The following is a 17,972-nucleotide window of genomic DNA, read 5'->3' on the forward strand; positions in this document are numbered from 1 at the left end:
CCCGTGCGGGCGCGTCGCGCGACAGAGGCGGCCGTGCGCGCGCACGGGCTAGAATGCGGCCCATGTCCGCGACTCCCACGCCCCTCGCCAACCAGTTGCTGATCGCGCTGCCCGCGCTGGCCGGCTCCAGCTTCGCCCGCAGCGTCGCGCTGATCTGCCAGCACGACGCCGACGGCGCGATGGGCATCGTCGTCAACCGGCCGTCCGAGTACACGCTCGGCGACGTGCTCGGGCAGATGGGCGTGGAGGGCGGCGACGACGCGCTGCGCGCGCAGGTGGTGCTGGCCGGCGGGCCGGTGCATCCGGAGCGCGGCTTCGTGATCCACGACGGCGGCCTGCGCTGGGATTCGACCCTGGCGATCGCCGACGACCTGTTCCTGACCACCTCGCGCGACATCCTCGAGGCGATGGCGCGCGGCGAGGGCCCGGCCAACGCGCTGGTCGCGCTGGGTTGCGCCGGCTGGGGCGCGGGCCAGCTCGAGCAGGAACTGACCGAGAACGACTGGCTGACCGCGCCGGCCGACGCCGAGCTGCTGTTCCGCCTGCCGCTGGAAGCGCGCTGGCACGCCGCCGCCGGGCGCATCGGCGTCGACTTCGCGCATCTGGCCGACTACGCCGGACACGCGTGATGACGCCGTCCGAGCCGCCCTTGCCTGCGCAGGGACCGGGCAGGATCCGGCGCGACGGCACCGTGCTCGGCTTCGACGTCGGCGCGCGCCGCATCGGCGTCGCGGTCGGCAGCGCGTTCGGCCACGGCGCGCGCGCGCTGGCGGTGATCGACGTGCACGCGCACGGCCCCGACTGGGCGTTGCTCGACCGCCTGCGCAAGGAGTGGCGCCCGGACGGCCTGATCGTCGGCGACCCGATGAGCCTGGAGGGCGGCGACCAGCCCGCGCGCCGCCGCGCGCACGCCTTCGCCCGCGCGCTGCACGCGCGCTACGGCCTGCCGGTGGCGCTGGTGGACGAGCGCGCCAGCTCGATCGAGGCCGCGCACCGCTTCGCCGCCGACCGCGCGCAAGGCCGCAAGCGGCGCCGCGACGCCGAGGCGCTGGACGCGGTCGCCGCGGCGGTGATCATCGAACGCTGGCTGCAGTCGCCGGACGACGCCCTCGACCTCTCCCAACTCGACGCCCGGCCCGCGCCGCCCCCGACCGCATGAATCCGCCGCAACCGCACGACCTGCCGCACCTGCTCACCCTCGAAGGCCTGCCCCGCGCGACCCTGGACGCGCTGCTGATCCGCGCCCAGTCCTTCGCCGACGGCCACTACGACCGCCGCGCGCTGGACGCGGTCGCGGTGTGCACGCTGTTCTTCGAGCCGTCCACCCGCACCCGCATGAGTTTCTCCCTCGCCGCGCAGCGGCTGGGCGCGGACGTGCTCAACTTCGACGCCTCGACCTCGTCCACCCGCAAGGGCGAGACCGCGCTGGACACGTTCAAGAACCTGGAGGCGATGGGCGTGCGCGGCTTCGTGGTGCGCCACTCGCAGGACGGCGCGGTCGCCGCGCTGGCCGGGCACGCCAATCCGGGCACGGTGCTGGTCAACGCCGGCGACGGCCGCAGCGCGCACCCGACCCAGGGCCTGCTCGACATGCTCACCCTGCGCCAGGCCAAGGGCGCGGACTTCTCGAGGCTGACCGTGCTGATCGTCGGCGACGTGAAGCACTCGCGGGTGGCGCGCTCGGACCTGCACGCGCTGCGCGCGCTCGGCGCGGGCACGGTCCGCGTCTGCGGCCCGGCCGCGCTGCTGCCGGGCGAGGACGTGCTGCGCGGTTGCGAGGTGTCCCACGACCTCGATGCCGCGCTCGAGGGCGTGGATGCGGTGATGATGCTGCGGCTGCAACGCGAGCGCATGGAGGAAGGCCTGGTCGGCTCGCTGGAGGACTACCATCGCGGCTACGGCCTGACCGCGGCGCGCCTGCGCCGCGCCGCGCCCGACGCGGTGGTGATGCATCCCGGGCCGATCAACCGCGGCGTGGAGATCACCGACGAGGTCGCCGACGGCCCGCAGTCGCTGATCCTGCGCCAGGTCGCCAACGGCGTGGCGGTGCGGATGGCGGTGCTGGAGGCGCTGCTGAAGGGCTGAGGCTGCTTCCGCGCCGGGGCTTGCGCATAATCGCGCCATTCCCCCGCGGAGCCGCCCGATGTCGCCGGTCCTGCGTTCGACCGTATTCGTGCCGCTGTTCGCGGCGCTCGCCCTGTGCGCTCCCTTCGCGCTGCACGCCGCCGGCGGCGAGGCCGCGCCCGCGCCGAAGGTGCAGCGCGGCGCCGACGCGCGCACCGAACGTGTCGCGATGGAGGCCTGGAGGCGCTTCCTCGCCGCCTGGGACAGCGGCGACTGGCAGCCGTTCCTGGCGATGACCACCGACGACTTCCAGTTCCAGTTCCCGGCCGGCCCGCAGGCCGGCCGCCGCGACGGCGCGGCTGGCAAGGCCGCGCTGCTGGCCTGGATCGGATCCAACCGCGGCGTGCGGATCGCCGGGCGCGCGCTGGACGTGACCATCGCCGGCGACACCGCGGTGTTCGAGAGCTACGGCGAAAGCGTCCCGGCCGAGGCCTACCGCAACTTCGAGGCGATCGTGTTCGTGGTCGAGGGCGACAGGATCCGCGCGATGCGCGAGTACTGGGGCCTGGCCGATCCGTCGCCGGCCAACGCCGCGCGGCCGGCGCGCGATCCGGCCGCGCCGGCGCCGAAGCCGGACTAGGCGCCGCGGCGCGGCCGCTCAGCGCCGCCGCTGCGCGAACGCCCAGCGCCACAGTTCCGGCGTGGCGTAGGCGGCGTCCCAGGCGTCGTGGCCGAGGTCGGGGAATTCAGTGTAGCGCACGTCGGCGCCGACGCGGCGCAGGGCCTCGGCCAGGTGCCGCGACTGGTCGGGGGTGACGACCTCGTCGCGGGCGCCGTGGAACAGCCAGATCGGCACAGGCTGCAGCTTCAGGGCGGCGGCGGCGAACGGGTCCGGCGCCGTCGCCACCGCGGCGACGAACAGCGGCTCGGGGACGTTCGGCTGGGTGATGCCGCCGCAGACCGGCGCCAGGGCGGCGAAGCGCTGCGGCTGCATCAGCGCCAGCTCGATCACGCCGTAGCCGCCGCGGGAGATGCCGGTCAGCACGACCCGTTCCGGGTCGCCGCCGAATTCGGCCAGGCTGGCGTCGAGCGCGGCCAGCGCCATGCGCGCGGTGGCGCCGGTCCAGGACTCGCCGCGCGGCGACTGCGGGAACACCACGATCGCCGGGAAGTCGGCGGAATGGCGGCGCACGTAGGGGCCGAGGCCGACCTCGGCCTGGCGCACGTTGTCGTCGCCGCGCTCGCCCGAGCCGTGCAGGAACAGCACCACCGGCGGCCGCCGGCCGCCGGCCTGCAGGGTCGGCACGAACACCCGGTAGCGGTGGAGGCGGCCGTCCAGCCGCAGTTCGCGCTCGACGAAGCCGCCCGCAGCCTCGCGCCGCGGCGCGTGCACGCAGGCGGCGGTCGTCGCCAATACGAGGACCAGGAGCAAGGCGCGCAGCGGGCGCGCGTGGCGGGATCGCGGAAGCGGCGGGAGCATGGGGCGGTTCGCTGCGGAGGGACGCGCCCCATCATTCCGCTGCCGCCGGCCGCGCGCAACGCGCCGCCGGCGCGCGGCGCGGCCGCCGGAACGCTGCCGGCGCGCGGCGGAAAGCCCGCGAACCGAGCGGATCGCGCGGAGCGGCTTCGTGCGCCGCCGGCGCGCGCCTCCGCGACGCTCCCTTGTTTCGGGAAAAGGCGGCCGCGCTCGCTGCGGGGAGCTCACCGCAACAGGAACAGCGTGGCCAGGCCGAGGAAGGTGAAGAAGCCCATCACGTCGGTGACCGTGGTCAGGAAGATGCTGCTGGCCAGGGCCGGATCGAAGCCCGCGCGCTTGAGCGCCAGCGGCACCAGCACCCCGGCCAGCGCGGCGAACAGCAGGTTCAACGTCAGCGCCACCGCGATCACCAGCGACAGGCCGACGTTGTGGAACCACAGCAGCACGATGCCGGCGAGCACCGTGCCCAGGGCGAGGCCGTTGAGCAGCGCCACCCGCGCCTCCTTCCACAGCAGGATGCGCGCGTTCGACGCGCCGACCTGGCCGAGCGCGAGGCCGCGCACCATCAGCGCCAGCACCTGGGTGCCGGCATTGCCGCCCATGCCGGCGACGATCGGCATCAGCACCGCCAGCGCGACCAGCTTGTCGATGGTGCCCTCGAACTGGCCGACCACGCTGGCGGCGAGGAACGCGGTGGCGAGGTTGATCGACAGCCAGATCAGGCGCCGCCGGGTGGCGCGCCACACCGGGCTGAACAGATCCTCGTCCTCGTCCAGGCCGGCCGCGCCGAGCGCCTGGTGCTCGGCCTGCTCGCGGATGATGTCGACCACGTCGTCGATGGTGATGCGCCCGAGCAGGATGTTGTTCTCGTCGACCACCGGCGCGCTGAGCCAGTCGTGGTCGGAGAACTTGCGCGCCACCTCGGCGGCGGACTCGGACACGTCGATCGCCGGCTGCTCGCCGTCGATCAGCTGGTTGATCGGCGTGGCCGGCTCGTGGGTCAGCAGCGCGGCCAGGGCGATGCGGCCGAGGTACTGGTGGCGGCGGCTGACCACGTACAGGTGGTCGGTGTGCTCGGGCAGCTCGCCGCGCAGGCGCAGGTAGCGCAGCACCACGTCGACGGTGGTGTCGGCGCGCACCGTCACCACGTCGGGGTTCATCAGGCGCCCGGCGGTGTCCTCCGGATACGACAGGACCTGCTCCAGCCGCTCGCGGTTCTCGCGGTCCATCGACTTGAGCACTTCGTCGATGACCGTGTCCGGCAGGTCCTCGACCAGGTCGGCGAGGTCGTCAATGTCGAGGTCCTCGACCGCGGCGACGATCTCGTCCGGGTCCATCTCGGCGAGCAGGCTCTCGCGCACCTCGTCGCCGACGTGCACCAGCACCTCGCCGTCGTCCTCGGCGTCGACCAGCCCCCAGACCACCGTGCGCTTGGCCGGCGGCAGCGATTCGAGCAGGTTGCCGATCTCGGCGGGGGAGAGGGTGTTGACCAGGCGCCGCACCGGCCCGAGGCGGCCGCTGTCCAGCGCGTCCGAAAGCAGGCGCAGCTGGCGCGCGGTCTTGTCGTGGCGGACGGCTTCGGCCATGCGGTGGTTCCCGGCTTCTCTCGAAGCGTGGTCGAGTCGGCCACGGGGGCGCGACGAGGTCAGGCGTTCATGCGCGCATTATCCTCCCGGAACCCGACGCTGCCCACCCCCTGCGCGTCCGCGCGCCGCGCTCGCGTCGCTTGCGCGAACCGGCGCGGTCCGGTTCGGCTGCGGGCGTTCCGCGCGGGCCGGACACCGGCGCGTTCGTTCCCTTCGATCCGGGCGCCGAAGACGCCTGCAAGCGACGACGGCCGAGCAAGAGGGCAAGCAGGGGCGCCGCGTTTCTTTCGGCCGTGCTCAGCACGGCATGTTCGCGCCGATCCAGGCTTCGATCGCCGCGCGGTCGCGCGCGCGCAGCAGCGCGGGCGCCTGCGCGCGCAGCGCGTCGAGGTCGCAGGCGCGGATGGTGCGGCGCACTTCCAGCAGGGTGGCCGGGTGCAGGCTGAACTCGCACAGGCCCAGCGCCAGCAGCAGCGGGGCGAAGTGCGGGTCGCCGGCCATTTCCCCGCACACCGCGACCGGCTTGCCGGCGCGCTGGCCCAGGCGGATCACGTAGCGCAGCACCCGCAGCACCGCCGGATGCAGCGGCGAGTACAGGTCCGACAGCGCCTCGTTGCCGCGGTCCACCGCGAGCAGGTACTGGACCAGGTCGTTGGTGCCGATCGAGAGAAAGTCGACGTCGTCGATGAAGCCGGGCAGGGCGATGGCCGCGGCCGGCACTTCGATCATCGCGCCCAGCGGCACGCGCTCGGCGACTTCGTGCCCCTGCGCGCGCAACTCGCCGGCGACGCGGTCGAGCGCCGCGCGCACGCGCAGGATCTCCTCGCGCGCGCAGATCATCGGCAACAGGATGCGCACCGGGCCGTAGCCGGAGGCGCGCACCAGCGCGCGCAGCTGCGCGTCGAGCAGCCCGTCGCGCGCCAGCGACAGGCGCACGCCGCGCAGGCCGAGCGCGGGGTTGGGCTCGGCGCGCACGCTCAGGCCGGCGCGGTCGGCCTTGTCCGCGCCGAGGTCGAGGGTGCGGATCGTCACCGCGCGGCCGGTCATGCCGAGCACGACGTCGCGGTAGGCGCGGAACTGCTCTTCCTCGTCCGGCGGCGCCTGCCGCTGCAGGAACAGGAACTCGGTGCGGTACAGGCCGATGCCGGCCGCGCCGAGCGCGTGCGCCTCGGCCACGTCGGCGCGCGACTCGGCGTTGGCGAACAGGCGGATGTCGACGCCGTCGACGGTGCGGGTGGGCTCGCGGCGCAGGCGGTACAGCTGCTTGCGTTCGCGCGCCAGCTCGCGCACCCGCGCGCGGTGCGCGCGCAGGTCCTCGGCGTCCGGCTCCAGGATCACCCGGCCGCCGCCGCCGTCGACCGCGAGCACGTCGCCGTCGTTGACCCGCTGCAGCAGGGTCGGCGGCAGGCCGGTCACCAGCGGCAGGTGCAGGCTGCGGGCGAGGATGGCGGTGTGCGAGAGCACGCTGCCGGCGGTGGTGGCGATCGCCATCACGCCCTGCGCCTGCAGCTGCGCCAGCTCGGCCGGCGCGACGTTGTCGGTGACCAGGATCTCGCCGGCCACGCCCGCGGGCCGCGCCTCGTCGCGGTGCAGCGCGGCGTGGATGCGGCCGATCACCTGGTCGATGTCGTCGACCCGGCTGCGGAAGTACGGATCGTCCAGGGTCTCGAACACCGCGGCGATGCGGTCGCGCTGCAGGCGCAGCGCGTAGTCGGCGCTGCAGCGGCCGTTGCGGATCAGCTCGTCCAGCCCCTGCAGCAGCTCGGGGTCGTCGAGCAGCAGGCTGTGCAGGTCGAGGAACTCGCCGACCTCGTGCGCGAGCGCGCCGTGCAGGCGCTCGCGCAGCGCGTGCATCTCGGCGCGCACGCCGGCGACGGCGGCGTGCAGGCGGCCCAGCTCGGCCTCGACCGCGGATTCGGGGATGTGCTCCTCGACGACCTCGAGTGCGTGCGGCAGGCGGACCCGGGCCCGACCCAGCGCACTGCCGCGCGAAGCGCCGTGGCCGACGAATTCCTGCCTCATGCCCGCCTCAACCGTCTTCGTCGAAGCGGCGCTCGAACAACGCCGCCACCGCTTCGACCGCGGTGGCCTCGTCCTCGCCCTCGGCGCGCACGCGCACCTGGGTGCCCTGGCCGGCGGCGAGCAGCATCACGCCCATGATGCTCTTGGCGTTGACCTCGCGGCCCTTGGCGGTGAGGGTGACGCTGCAGCGGAACGGCGCCAGCACCTGGACCAGCTTGGCGGTCGCCCGCGCGTGCAGGCCGAGGCGATTGGTCACGGTCAGTTCGCGTTCGATCATCGCCGGGTCCTCGGGGCCGTCCGCAGGGGCTGCATCGTCCAGGGTCGCATGGGGCGCGCTCGCATCGGCGTCAGGCCTCGTCCAGCACCACGCCGTTGCGGGCGCCGGCGGCGGCGATCGCCGGCAGCTCCTCCAGCGGCAGCTCGGCGTAGTTCATCACCCGCAGCAGCATCGGCAGGTTCAGCGCGGAAACCCGGCGCACCGGCGTGCCGAGCCGGGCCAGGCGCGCGGCGAGGTTGCTCGGCGACGCGCCGTACAGGTCGGTCAGCAGCAGCACGCCGTCGCCGTCGTCCACGCGGCGCAGCGCGGCGCTGGCTTGCGCCAGCAGCGCGTCCGGATCGCCGCCGAACGGCACTTCCAGCGCCTCGGCGCGCAACGGCAGCGCGCCGAGCAGGCGCCGCGCGACGCCGAGCAGCGCGTTGCCGATGCCTTCGTGGGTGACGAGGAGGATGCCGACGGCCATGGCGCCAACTTAACAGAGCGGCATGACCGCCCGAAAGCGCCGCCGCCGTGCCGCGCATGCGAAACGGCCCGCGACGGGCGCGGGCCGTTGGGGGACGCCGGTCGGATTCAGCGCGCCGGCGGCGTGGTCTGGTCGCTCGGCGGGTTCTGGTCGCCGGTGGGCGGCGTGGTCGGCGTCTGCGTGCCCTCGGTCGGGGGCGGGGCGCCGGTTTCGGGCGGGGTGGTCGTGTCGGTGGGCGGCGTCGTGGTGTCCGTCGGCGGCGTGGTGGTATCCGCTGGCGGCGTGGTGGTGTCCGCCGGTGGCGTCGTGGTGTCGGCCGGCGGCGCGGTGTCGGCCGGCGGGTTGTCGGCGTCGCGGTTGCAGCCGGCCACGGCCATCAGCGTCAATGCGGCGAGCACGGCCGCGCGAAGGGGAGCGGTAGTCATCGTTCTGTCTCCTCGAGAGTGGGGGCGACTCAGTCCTCGCGGTCGTCGCCGTGGTACAGCGCGTATTCGGCTTGCGAGAGCTGCCCGTCGCCGTCCTGGTCGATGCGGACGAAATCGCGGCTGGTGGCGGCGTCCAGCACCGCCTCGTCGTGGCTGAGCATGCCGTCGCCGTTGCGGTCCAGGCCGCGGAACCCAGGCGCGGGCGCCGGGGACGGCCCGCGTTCCGCCGGCGGCTGGTTCGGCGGCGGCGGTTGCGCGCTCTGCGCCGCGGCCAGGGCCGGCGAAGCCGCCAACAGCAGGCTCAGCAACGCGAGCGCGGGGGCAAGGGTCGCAGGGGTCATGGCATTCTCCCGGCTGGAAGGGCGCCGCCGGAGCGCGGCCCCGACGGTTCGCGTCCACGGTAGCGGCCCGGACGCAAGCGCCGTGCAGGCGTGGCGAGAAAATCTCGTAAGGACGGGAGCGCGCCGGGGCGAAGTCAGGCCCTGTTTAGGCGGCAGGCAGCCGCGATCCGGCCCGCGCGCGCTCGCGGCGGGGATCGTGCGCGGGCGCGCCGTTCAGTCCAGTTCGCGATGGTGCACCGCGACCTCGTCCCAGCCTTGGGCGCGGGCGTGCGCGGCGAGGCGCTCGGCCAGGTACACCGACCGGTGCCGGCCGCCGGTGCAGCCGAAGGCGATGGTGGCGTAGCTGCGGGTGCTGTCGGTGTGCAGGCGCGGCAGCCAGGTGTCGAGGAACCGGGCGATCTGCGCGACGAAGGTCTGCACGTCCGCCTGCTCGTCGAGGTATTCGCGCACCGCGGTGTCGCGCCCGGACAGCGGCCGCAGCACCGGGTCCCAGTGCGGGTTCGGCAACGCCCGTGCGTCGAAGACGAAGTCCGCGTCGGCGGGCACGCCGCGGCGGTAGGCGAACGATTCAAACAGCAGCGACATGCCGGCGTCGCCGCCGATCCCGAAATCGGTGATCACCAGCCTGCGCAGCTGGTGCACGTTGAGCGCGCTGGTGTCGACCACCGCGTCGGCGAGCTGGCGCAAGGGCTTGAGCACCTGCCGCTCGAGCGAGATCGCGTCCGCCAGCGCCAGGCCGAGATGGCTGAGCGGGTGGCGACGGCGGGTGTCGGCGTAGCGGCGCAGCAGCACGTCGTCGCCGGCGTCGAAGAACACCAGGCGCGGGTCCGGACCGAGCGCGCCCACCGCCGACAGCCACTCCGGCAGGCTGGCCAAGTCGCTGTGGCGGTTGCGCACGTCGATGCCGACGGCGAGCTTGGCGGGCGCGTCGTCGCCCCGGATCACGCTGCGCACGAATTGCGGCAGCAGGTCGGCGGGCAGGTTGTCGACGCAGTAGTAGCCCAGGTCCTCGAACGTCTTCAGCGCGACCGACTTGCCGGAGCCGGACATGCCGCTGACGATGACCAGGGCGGGGACGGGGGCTTCGCTCACGAGTCGCCGCGCTCCAGGAAGTTGCTGTGCCGGGCGATGAACGCCGCGGCCGGGTCCAGGCCCTTCATGCGCAGGCTGTGCAGGCGCGTGGCGGCCTCGGTGAGCACGGCCAGGTTGCGGCCGGGCATCACCGGCAGGGTGATCATCGGCACGTCCAGGTCGAGCACGCGGCGCACGCCGCTGTCGCCGATCAGGCGCTCGATGCCCATCGGCTTGGGCTCGCTCATCGGCTTGGCCAGGTGCACGATCAGGCGCAGGTACTTGTTGTTCTTGACCGCGGTGTCGCCGAACATCTGCCGGATGTTGAGCACGCCCAGGCCGCGCACCTCGAGCAGGTCCTGCAGCATCTCCGGGCAGGTCCCGTCGAGCACGTCCGGCGCGATCTGGGTGAATTCCGGCGCGTCGTCGGCGACCAGGCGGTGGCCGCGGGTCACCAGCTCCAGCGCCAGCTCGCTCTTGCCCGAGCCGGACTCGCCGGTGATCAGCACGCCGATCGAGTAGATCTCCATGAACACCCCGTGCAGGGTCACCCGCGGCGCCAGCGCGCGCGCGAGGTGGTACTGCAGCAGGTTGAGCAGCTCGTGGCCGCGGCGCGGCGAGGCCCACAGCGGCGTCTCGCTCTCCTCGGCGGCGATGCGCAGGTCCTCGGGGCAGGTCTGGTCCTTGCTCACCACCAGGGCGAGAGGACGGAACTGGATGATCTTCTCGATCGTCTCCCAGCGCGCGCGCGCGTCGAGGGCGTCGAGCCAGGCCAGTTCCTCGGTGCCGAGGATCTGCACCTTGTTCGGATAGATGATGTTGAGGTAGCCCGCCAGCGAAGGCCGCCGCGCCACCGTCTCCACCGCCTCGAGCACGCGCCGTTCGCCGCGCTGGCCGGCGAGCCAGCGCAGGCCCAGGCGCTCGCGCTGCTGTTCGAACAGCTCGCCGGCGCTGATGCTGGCGGTCATGCGCCCTTCGGACGCGGGGACGATTGGGGTCATCGGGAAAGGGGAGACGCAGGTGGGAGCCGCCGCACGGCGCGGCGCGAACGCATCGCGCTTCGCCGTGCCGGCGGTGCGGGCGCGCGAGCGGCGGTCAGCCGAGGCCGCCGTTGCGCAGCGCGCTCTCGCCGCGGTGGCGGTCGATTTGCTTCTTGTGGTGGTCCTTCAGCAGGCGGTCGAGCTTGTCGGCGAGCAGGTCGATCGCCGCGTACATGTCCTTGCCGACGGCGTCGGCGTGCAGCGTGCGGCCGGCGACGCTGACGGTCGCCTTGGCGCAGTGATCGGGCTTCTCCACGCTGAGCTGGGCGCGCACGTCCAGGGGCCGGTCGTAATGCCGCTGCAGGCGGGCCAACCGGGTCTCGACGTAATCGCGCAGGGCGGGGGTGACGTCGATCTGCTGGCCGTAGGTTTCGATACGCATCGGAGACCTCCTTTACGTCGCGACGGAATCACAGGATCGCATGCCTGCCGCGCGGCGCAAGGGGGTGCCGGCGGCCGCCGCCGGACGGCGTTCAACCGATCCGGATGCGGTCCTGCGAGGACGGGATGCTCATCGCCTCGCGGTACTTGGCGACGGTGCGGCGCGCCACCGGGACGCCGGTCGCCTTCAGCGTCTCGGCCAGGCGCGCGTCGGACAGCGGCTTGCGCGGGTTCTCGGATTCGATCAGGCGGCGGATCATCGCCTGGATCGCGGTGCTGGAGGCCTCGCCGCCGGCGCCGGTCTCGATGCCGGAGGCGAAGAACGCGCGCAGCGGGATGGTGCCGCGCGGGGTGCGCGCGTACTTGCGCGCGATCGCGCGCGAAACGGTGGATTCGTGCAGGCCCACCTCGGCCGCGACCTCGCGCAGGGTCAGCGGGCGCAGCGCGCTGTCGCCGAACTCGAGGAACGCGGCCTGCTGCCGGATCAGGCAGCGCGCGACCTTGAGCAGGGTCTCGCCGCGCGCCTCCAGGCTCTTCAGCAGCCAGCGCGCCTCCTGCAGGTGGCCGCGCAGGTAGCTGGCGTCGGCGGCGCTGGCGCGCTGGATCATGCTCTCGTAGCCGCGGTGGATGGTCACCCGCGGGCGCATGCCCTCGGCCAACGTGACCCGCCATTGCCCGTGCTGGCGCCAGATCACCACGTCCGGCGCCACGTAGGTGTCGGAGGCGACCGCGCCGACCTGCGAGCCGGGGCGCGGGTCGAGCGAGCGCAACAGCTGCACCGCGGTCTCGACCTCCGCCGCGTCGCGGCGCAGTTCCGCGGCCAGCCCGGCCACGCCGATCTTCGGCAGCCGCTCCAGCGGCCCGCTCGCCAGTTGCCAGGCCAGCGCGCGGCCGGGGGTGTCCTCGGCGTACTGTTCCAGCTGCAGGCGCAGGCACTCGCCGAGGTCGCGCGCGCCGACGCCGACCGGGTCGAAGCGCTGGACCTGGCGCAGCACCGCCACGATCTCGTCCTGCCCGACCGCGAATTCGTCGCGCAGCGCGGCGGCGATGGAATCCAGCGGTTCGCGCAGGTAGCCGTCGTCGTCGATCGCCTCGATCACCGCGACGCCGATGCGGCGGTCGCGCGGCGAAAGGTGGCTCAGGTGCAGTTGCCAGAGCAGGTGGTCGTGCAGGGTCTCGGCCTCGGCGACCTGCTCCGCGAGCGGCACGTCGTCGTCGCGCTCGCCGCCGCCGCCGCGCTCGGCCCAGGCCTCGCCCTCCATCGCCCAGTCCGGCTCCGGCGGCTCCGCCGCTTCGGCCTCGGCGCCCGGGGCCTCGGCATCGCGCTCCAGTTCGAGCGCGCTCTCGGTCCAGTCGAGCAGTGGGTTGGTTTCCACCGCCTGCACCAGTTCGGCTTCCAGTTCGACCGCGGACAGCTGCAGCAGGCGGATCGCCTGACGCAACTGCGGCGTCATCACCAACTGTTGACCGAGCGTGGCTTGCAGGCGGGGTTTCATCATCGCGACACACGACCTCGAACGGTCGACGGCCGCCGCGATGCTCGGCCGGCCCTGCCTTCGCTGAACCGGGGGCTACAACCGGAAGGTTTCGCCCAGATAGACGCGACGGACGTCGGGATTGGCGAGCAGCGCATCGGGAGCTCCCTGAGCGAGCACGCCGCCCTCGTTGAGAATATACGCCCGATCGCAGATCCCCAAGGTTTCGCGGACGTTATGGTCCGTGATCAAGACCCCGATTCCGCGATTCTTGAGGTGGCGCACGATGCGCTGGATCTCGCCGACCGAGATCGGGTCGACGCCGGCGAACGGTTCGTCGAGCAGCATCAGCCGCGGCTTCGCCGCCAACGCGCGTGCGATCTCCACCCGGCGGCGCTCGCCACCGGACAGGCTGGCGCCGATCTGGTCGGCGACGTGGGTCACCTGCAGCTCGTCGAGCAGGTTGGCCAGCTCGCGCTCGCGGCCGTCGCGGTCGAGATCGTCGCGCAGCTCCAGCACCAGGCGGATGTTGTCGGCGACGCTGAGCTTGCGGAACACCGACGGCTCCTGGGGCAGGTAGCCGACGCCGTACTTGGCGCGCACGTACATCGGCTCGGCGGTGATGTCCTTGCCGTCGAGCACGATCTGCCCGGCGTCCGCCGGCACCAGCCCGACGATCATGTAGAAGCAGGTGGTCTTGCCGGCGCCGTTGGGGCCGAGCAGGCCGACCACTTCGCCGGCGTCCAGCGTCAGGCCGAAGTTCTTCACCACCTCGCGCGCGCGGTAGGCCTTGCGCAGCCCCTGGGCGACCAGCATCAGCCGCCCCCCTGCTGCTGGGAGTTCTTCGGGTTCAGGCGCATCTTGACCCGGCCGCCGCCCTGGCCGCCGCTCTGCACCTGGCCGGTCTTCATGTTGTAGACGATGCGGTCGCTGGCGATGTTGCCCGACGGCTGCTCGACGAAGGCGTTGCCGGTCAGCACCACGGTTTCGCGGGTCACGTCGTAGTCCACCTGCGACGCGCGCGCCTTGAACTGCGAACCGTCGTCCAGCTCCTGGTTCATCGTCGCCGGCGCGCCCGTGAGCTTGACCGTCTGGATCTCGCCGTTGCTGCGGCGGACGTCGGCGGTGGCGGCGCGGATGTTCAGCGTGCCCTGCACGATGTTCACGTTGCCGCGGAACGTGCACGGCGCGTTGTCGTTGATCGAACAGTCGGTGCTGTCGGCGTCCAGGTCCATCGGCTGGTTGCGGTCGGAGGACTTGGCCAGCGCCGCGGCGGGGAGCAAAGCGCCGAGGCAGAGCGCCAGCAGCTTAGCGGGCAGTGCGTTCATAGCGGACTTTGACCTCGGCGAGATGGATCCGTTTGCTCTCGAGATCGGCCTCGAGGCGGCGGCCGTTCAGTATAAGGCCGGGCTGAGTGACGGTCGTCGGCACGCCCGAGGTGGCGCGCTTGGCCTGCGGGAATACGTTCAGTTGCTCGGTGGCGATGCGGATCGGCCGGCCCTCGGCGTCGACGCTCTCGGCGCGCACCGCGCCGCGCAGGCGCAGCTCCTCGTTGTCGGCGCTGACCCAGCCGCTGCGCGAGCGCACTTCCCAGGCGCCGCCGTTGCCGCCGGGCCGCGGCGGGATCAGGAACAGCGGCGTGGCGATGGCCATCGTCTTCACCTGTGGGTCGCGCTCGAGCAGCGGCGCGCGCAGGGTGAAGGACTCGCGGCCCTGCTTGTCGAGCACGACCAGCTCGAAGTCGTGCAGCACGTAATCGGGCCGCTGCACCGCCTCGGCGCGGCCGGCGTCGCGCTCGCGCTGCGACCACAGCGCCCAGCCGCTCAGCGCGGCGCCGACCAGCAGCAGCGCCGTCGCCAGCGCGCGCCAGTTCATGCTTTGCCCTCGATGCGCATGCCCTCGACGCGGCTCAACTCGTCGAGCAGCGGCTCGGCGCGGCCTTGCGCCACCAGCAGCAAGTCGCACAGCTCCCGCGCGGCGCCCTGGCCGGCGCGCGCCGAGGTGCGCCAGTGCGCGCGCTCGGCGACCCACGGGTGCGCGCTGGCCGGCGCCACCGCCAGGCCGACGCGCAGCATGACCCGCAGGTCCGGCAGGTCGTCGCCCATGAACGCCACCTCGTCCGGCGCCAGGCCCAGGCGCGCGGCGATGTCGAGCACGCACGCGTACTTGTCCGCGACTGCGGTGTGGATCTCGGTCAGCCCGAGCTCGGCGCCGCGGTGCTCGGCGATGCGGCTCGGCCGCGCGGTGACGAAGGCCACCGCCAGGCCGGCCTTGCGCAGCAGCACCAGGCCTTGGCCGTCGTGGACGTGGAAGGCCTTGAGCTCGCGGCCCTCGCCGTCGAAGTAGAGCCGCCCGTCGGTCAAGGTGCCGTCGACGTCGAAGCACGCCAGGCGGATGCGCGCGGCGCGTTCGCGGACTTCGACGGGATAGCGGGCGGGGGCGGAGGAGGGCATCGGTGGAGGGCGGTTGTCGATCGGTCGTTCGTTCTCGATGGCGGTTGCCGGTGGCGGCGCGGCGTGCGAGGGCCGCGCGGCGATTTACACCACCCGGGCGCGCAACAGGTCATGAATGTTGAGCGCGCCCACCACGCGGCGCTCGCCGTCCACCACGATCAGGCCGCTGATCTTGTGCGCCTCCATCAGCTGCGCCGCCTCCACCGCCAGCGCGTCCGCGCCGATGGTCTTGGGCGAGCGGGTCATCACCTCGGCGATGCGCGTGCCGCGCAGGTCGACGCGGGCGTCGTCCAGCGTGCGGCGCAGGTCGCCGTCGGTGTACAGGCCGAGCAGGCGGTCGTCGTCGTCGACCACCGCGGTCATGCCCAGGCGCTTGGCGCTCATCTCCACCAGCGCCTCGCTGATGCTGGCGTCGGCGTGCACGCGCGGGACGTCGTCGCCGCCGTGCATCACGTCGGCGATGTGCAACAGCAGGCGCCGGCCGAGCGCGCCGGCCGGGTGCGAGCGCGCGAAGTCGTCGGCGGTGAAGCCGCGCGCTTCGAGCAGCGCGACCGCGAGCGCGTCGCCCATCGCCAGCGAGGCGGTGGTGCTGGAGGTCGGCGCCAGCGCCAGCGGGCAGGCCTCCGCCGGCACGCTGACGTCCAGGTGCACGTCCGCCTCGCGCGCCAGCGACGAACCGGGCCGGCCGGTCATCGCGATCAGCCTGTTGCCCTGGCGCTTGAGCACCGGCAGCAGCATCAGCACCTCGTCGCTCTCGCCGGAGTAGGACAGCGCGAGCACCACGTCGGCGTCGGTGATCATGCCCAGGTCGCCGTGGCCGGCCTCGCCCGGGTGGACGTAGAACGCCGGCGTGCCGGTCGAGGCGAGGGTGGCGGCGATCTTGCGCGCGACGTGGCCGGACTTGCCCATGCCGGTGCAGACCACGCGGCCTCGCGTCTCCAGCATCAGCCGGCAGGCGGCGGAGAAGTCGCCGTCGATGCGCGCGGCGACCGCGGCCAAGGCCTGCGCTTCGATCTCGAACACGCGGCGGCCGCTTTCGGCCAGGCCGGCCGGCGCGCCGGGAGAGGAGGGGGCGGTTGCCATTTCGGAGCGCGGTCCTTTCCGCTACGCTAACCGACCAATTCTATGCGGTTCGTCCGCCGAACGCCCGCCCGGCGCGGGCTTCCGTTCACCAATGGCCGGCGCGCGGCAGGCGCCGCCGGCCGCCTGCAGCTCCGAGGCCGTCCGTGACTCCCGAAACCATCCGCCAGCTGATCGAGCAAGGCCTGCCCGGCGCGCGCGCCGAGGTGCGCGGCGACGACGGCGTGCACTTCGAGGCCACGGTGGTGGCCGAAGCGTTCCGCGGCAAGCTGCCGCTCGCGCGCCACCGCCTGGTCTACGCCACGCTGGGCGGGCGCATGGGCGGCGAGATCCACGCGCTGGCGCTGAAGACGCTGACGCCGGAAGAGGCGGCCCGCTCGCCGTGAGCCGCCGGCGCGCCTGCCGCCCGGCGCGCGGCGGCGCCTTCGAGCCAGGGCAGGGACGCTAAATTCCCGCGTTCGCGGCAATCGCGGGCGGAAACGCGGCTAGGCTTGCCGCGGCGGCTTTCGACCCCATCCCATCGCGAATCCATCCCATGCAGAAAATCGTTGTCGAAGGCGGCGCCGCGCTCAACGGCGAGGTGCGCATCTCCGGGGCCAAGAACGCGGTGCTGCCGATCCTGTGCGCGACCCTGCTCGCGGACGCGCCGGTGACGATCGGCAACGTGCCGCACCTGCACGACGTGATCACCACGCTCAAGCTGCTGGGCGAACTCGGCGCCGGCATCAGCGTCGACGAGGGCACGCTGGCCAGGGGCCGCACCATCGTGGTCGACCCGAGCACCGTGCACAGCCAGGTCGCGCCGTACGAGCTGGTCAAGACCATGCGCGCCTCGGTGCTGGTGCTGGGGCCGCTGCTGGCCAAGTACGGCCAGGCCGAGGTCTCGCTGCCGGGCGGCTGCGCGATCGGCTCGCGCCCGGTCGACCAGCACATCAAGGGCCTGCAGGCGCTGGGCGCGGAGATCGCGGTCGAGAACGGCTACATCAAGGCCCACCGCAACGGCCGCCTGCGCGGTGCGCGCTTCGTGTTCGACGTGGTCACCGTCACCGGCACCGAGAACGTGCTGATGGCGGCCGTGCTGGCCGAAGGCACCACGATCCTCGAGAACGCGGCGATGGAGCCGGAGGTGGTCGACCTGGCCGACTGCCTCAACGCGCTCGGCGCGCGCATCGAGAACGCCGGCAGCGGCCGCATCGTGGTGCACGGGGTCGAGCGCCTGCACGGCGGCCACCACTCGGTGCTGCCGGACCGGATCGAGACCGGCACCTTCCTGGTCGCGGCGGCGATGACCGGCGGCCGCATCGTCGCCCGCTGCGCGCGGCCGGACACGCTGGACGCGGTGCTGGACAAGCTGCAGCAGGCCGGGGCGGAGCTGGGCATCGACGGCGACAGCATCGCCCTGGACATGCGCGGGCGCCGCCCGCGCGCGGTCGACCTGACCACCGCGCCGCATCCGGCGTTCCCGACCGACATGCAGGCGCAGTTCATGGCGTTGAACGCGATCGCCGACGGCGTCGGAGTGATCAACGAGACCATCTTCGAGAACCGCTTCATGCACGTGAACGAGCTGCTGCGGCTCGGCGCGGACATCCGCGTCGAAGGCCACACCGCGATCGTGCGCGGCGTGCCCCGGCTCAGCGGCGCGCCGGTGATGGCGACCGACCTGCGCGCCTCGGCGTCGCTGGTGCTGGCCGGCCTGGTCGCGCAGGGCACCACCACGATCGACCGCATCTACCACCTCGACCGCGGCTACGAGAACATCGAGGAGAAGCTGTCGGCGCTGGGCGCGAAGATCCGGCGGATCGGGTGAGCGCGGC

At 73.2% G+C, this 17,972-nt stretch carries 22 protein-coding genes; 6 read left to right on the plus strand and 16 right to left on the minus strand.

The window, feature by feature from the left end; all coding sequences use genetic code 11:
* Positions 1-62 precede the first annotated feature (62 nt).
* From EDC50_RS00860 to EDC50_RS00875, 4 genes are read left to right on the plus strand one after another with little or no spacing between them, the layout of a single operon-like run.
* Positions 63-629 (plus strand): YqgE/AlgH family protein, encoded by a 567-nt coding sequence (locus EDC50_RS00860; RefSeq protein WP_123768593.1) that lies wholly within the window; start codon positions 63-65, stop codon positions 627-629.
* Positions 629-1,159, plus strand: a complete 531-nt coding sequence (ruvX, locus tag EDC50_RS00865) for a Holliday junction resolvase RuvX (protein WP_123768594.1) — start codon at positions 629-631, stop codon at positions 1,157-1,159. Before EDC50_RS00860 ends, ruvX begins: the two co-directional genes overlap by 1 nt.
* Positions 1,156-2,085 carry an aspartate carbamoyltransferase catalytic subunit gene (locus EDC50_RS00870; protein WP_123768595.1) on the plus strand — a complete coding sequence of 310 codons (930 nt, stop codon included), beginning with the start codon at positions 1,156-1,158 and terminating at the stop codon, positions 2,083-2,085. The genes ruvX and EDC50_RS00870 overlap by 4 nt, the downstream gene beginning before the upstream one ends.
* Positions 2,086-2,143: 58 nt before the next feature.
* The gene (locus EDC50_RS00875; protein WP_123768596.1) at positions 2,144-2,704 is read left to right on the plus strand and encodes a nuclear transport factor 2 family protein; all 561 of its coding nucleotides are present in this window, start codon (positions 2,144-2,146) and stop codon (positions 2,702-2,704) included.
* A gap of 18 nt (positions 2,705-2,722) precedes the next feature.
* Here the strand turns inward: EDC50_RS00875 and EDC50_RS00880 are convergent, their stop codons facing one another.
* The 16 genes from EDC50_RS00880 to EDC50_RS00955 form a co-directional block, all read right to left on the minus strand.
* Positions 2,723-3,544 (minus strand): carboxylesterase family protein, encoded by an 822-nt coding sequence (locus EDC50_RS00880; RefSeq protein WP_123768597.1) that lies wholly within the window; start codon positions 3,542-3,544, stop codon positions 2,723-2,725.
* A gap of 221 nt (positions 3,545-3,765) precedes the next feature.
* Positions 3,766-5,127 (minus strand): magnesium transporter, encoded by a 1,362-nt coding sequence (gene mgtE / locus EDC50_RS00885; RefSeq protein WP_123768598.1) that lies wholly within the window; start codon positions 5,125-5,127, stop codon positions 3,766-3,768.
* Between the two features lie 297 nt (positions 5,128-5,424).
* Entirely contained in the window at positions 5,425-7,149 is a 1,725-nt protein-coding gene (gene ptsP / locus EDC50_RS00890; protein WP_123768599.1) for a phosphoenolpyruvate--protein phosphotransferase, read from the minus strand.
* A 7-nt stretch (positions 7,150-7,156) separates the two neighbouring features.
* Positions 7,157-7,426, minus strand: coding sequence for an HPr family phosphocarrier protein (locus EDC50_RS00895; protein ID WP_123768600.1), 270 nt, complete (start codon positions 7,424-7,426; stop codon positions 7,157-7,159).
* Between the two features lie 70 nt (positions 7,427-7,496).
* On the minus strand, positions 7,497-7,889 hold the full coding sequence (locus tag EDC50_RS00900) for a PTS sugar transporter subunit IIA (protein WP_123768601.1): 393 nt from the start codon (positions 7,887-7,889) through the stop codon (positions 7,497-7,499).
* Positions 7,890-7,996: 107 nt separating this feature from the next.
* The gene (locus EDC50_RS00905) at positions 7,997-8,314 is read right to left on the minus strand and encodes a hypothetical protein (protein WP_123768602.1); all 318 of its coding nucleotides are present in this window, start codon (positions 8,312-8,314) and stop codon (positions 7,997-7,999) included.
* Between the two features lie 29 nt (positions 8,315-8,343).
* Complete coding sequence (locus tag EDC50_RS00910; RefSeq protein WP_123769587.1) at positions 8,344-8,655, minus strand: EF-hand domain-containing protein; 312 nt, start codon at positions 8,653-8,655, stop codon at positions 8,344-8,346.
* A gap of 213 nt (positions 8,656-8,868) precedes the next feature.
* The gene (gene rapZ, locus EDC50_RS00915) at positions 8,869-9,747 is read right to left on the minus strand and encodes an RNase adapter RapZ (protein WP_123768603.1); all 879 of its coding nucleotides are present in this window, start codon (positions 9,745-9,747) and stop codon (positions 8,869-8,871) included.
* Positions 9,744-10,694, minus strand: a complete 951-nt coding sequence (hprK, locus tag EDC50_RS00920) for an HPr(Ser) kinase/phosphatase (protein WP_123768604.1) — start codon at positions 10,692-10,694, stop codon at positions 9,744-9,746. The genes rapZ and hprK overlap by 4 nt, the downstream gene beginning before the upstream one ends.
* Positions 10,695-10,821: 127 nt before the next feature.
* Positions 10,822-11,148 (minus strand): ribosome hibernation-promoting factor, HPF/YfiA family, encoded by a 327-nt coding sequence (gene hpf / locus EDC50_RS00925; protein WP_123768605.1) that lies wholly within the window; start codon positions 11,146-11,148, stop codon positions 10,822-10,824.
* Positions 11,149-11,239: 91 nt separating this feature from the next.
* Positions 11,240-12,643, minus strand: coding sequence for an RNA polymerase factor sigma-54 (locus EDC50_RS00930; RefSeq protein ID WP_123769588.1), 1,404 nt, complete (start codon positions 12,641-12,643; stop codon positions 11,240-11,242).
* Positions 12,644-12,718: 75 nt separating this feature from the next.
* Positions 12,719-13,438 carry an LPS export ABC transporter ATP-binding protein gene (lptB, locus tag EDC50_RS00935; RefSeq protein ID WP_123768606.1) on the minus strand — a complete coding sequence of 240 codons (720 nt, stop codon included), beginning with the start codon at positions 13,436-13,438 and terminating at the stop codon, positions 12,719-12,721.
* The gene (gene lptA, locus EDC50_RS00940) at positions 13,438-13,950 is read right to left on the minus strand and encodes a lipopolysaccharide transport periplasmic protein LptA (RefSeq protein ID WP_123768607.1); all 513 of its coding nucleotides are present in this window, start codon (positions 13,948-13,950) and stop codon (positions 13,438-13,440) included. Before lptA ends, lptB begins: the two co-directional genes overlap by 1 nt.
* A complete protein-coding gene (lptC, locus tag EDC50_RS00945) occupies positions 13,931-14,497 on the minus strand; it encodes an LPS export ABC transporter periplasmic protein LptC (protein WP_123768608.1) in 567 nt (188 codons plus the stop codon). Before lptC ends, lptA begins: the two co-directional genes overlap by 20 nt.
* The gene (locus EDC50_RS00950) at positions 14,494-15,075 is read right to left on the minus strand and encodes a KdsC family phosphatase (protein ID WP_123768609.1); all 582 of its coding nucleotides are present in this window, start codon (positions 15,073-15,075) and stop codon (positions 14,494-14,496) included. Before EDC50_RS00950 ends, lptC begins: the two co-directional genes overlap by 4 nt.
* 84 nt (positions 15,076-15,159) lie before the next feature.
* Positions 15,160-16,158 (minus strand): KpsF/GutQ family sugar-phosphate isomerase, encoded by a 999-nt coding sequence (locus tag EDC50_RS00955; RefSeq protein WP_123768610.1) that lies wholly within the window; start codon positions 16,156-16,158, stop codon positions 15,160-15,162.
* Positions 16,159-16,301: 143 nt separating this feature from the next.
* Between EDC50_RS00955 and EDC50_RS00960 the strand changes: the two genes are divergently transcribed.
* Together EDC50_RS00960 and murA are read left to right on the plus strand one after the other, a co-directional pair.
* Positions 16,302-16,541: a BolA family protein gene (locus EDC50_RS00960; RefSeq protein ID WP_123768611.1), complete on the plus strand. Its 240-nt coding sequence runs from the start codon at positions 16,302-16,304 to the stop codon at positions 16,539-16,541.
* Positions 16,542-16,690: 149 nt separating this feature from the next.
* Positions 16,691-17,965, plus strand: coding sequence for a UDP-N-acetylglucosamine 1-carboxyvinyltransferase (gene murA / locus EDC50_RS00965; RefSeq protein WP_123768612.1), 1,275 nt, complete (start codon positions 16,691-16,693; stop codon positions 17,963-17,965).
* Positions 17,966-17,972 lie beyond the last annotated feature (7 nt).

Origin of the sequence: Vulcaniibacterium tengchongense (assembly GCF_003814555.1) — a bacterium.
Taxonomy (GTDB): Bacteria; Pseudomonadota; Gammaproteobacteria; order Xanthomonadales; family Xanthomonadaceae; genus Vulcaniibacterium; species Vulcaniibacterium tengchongense.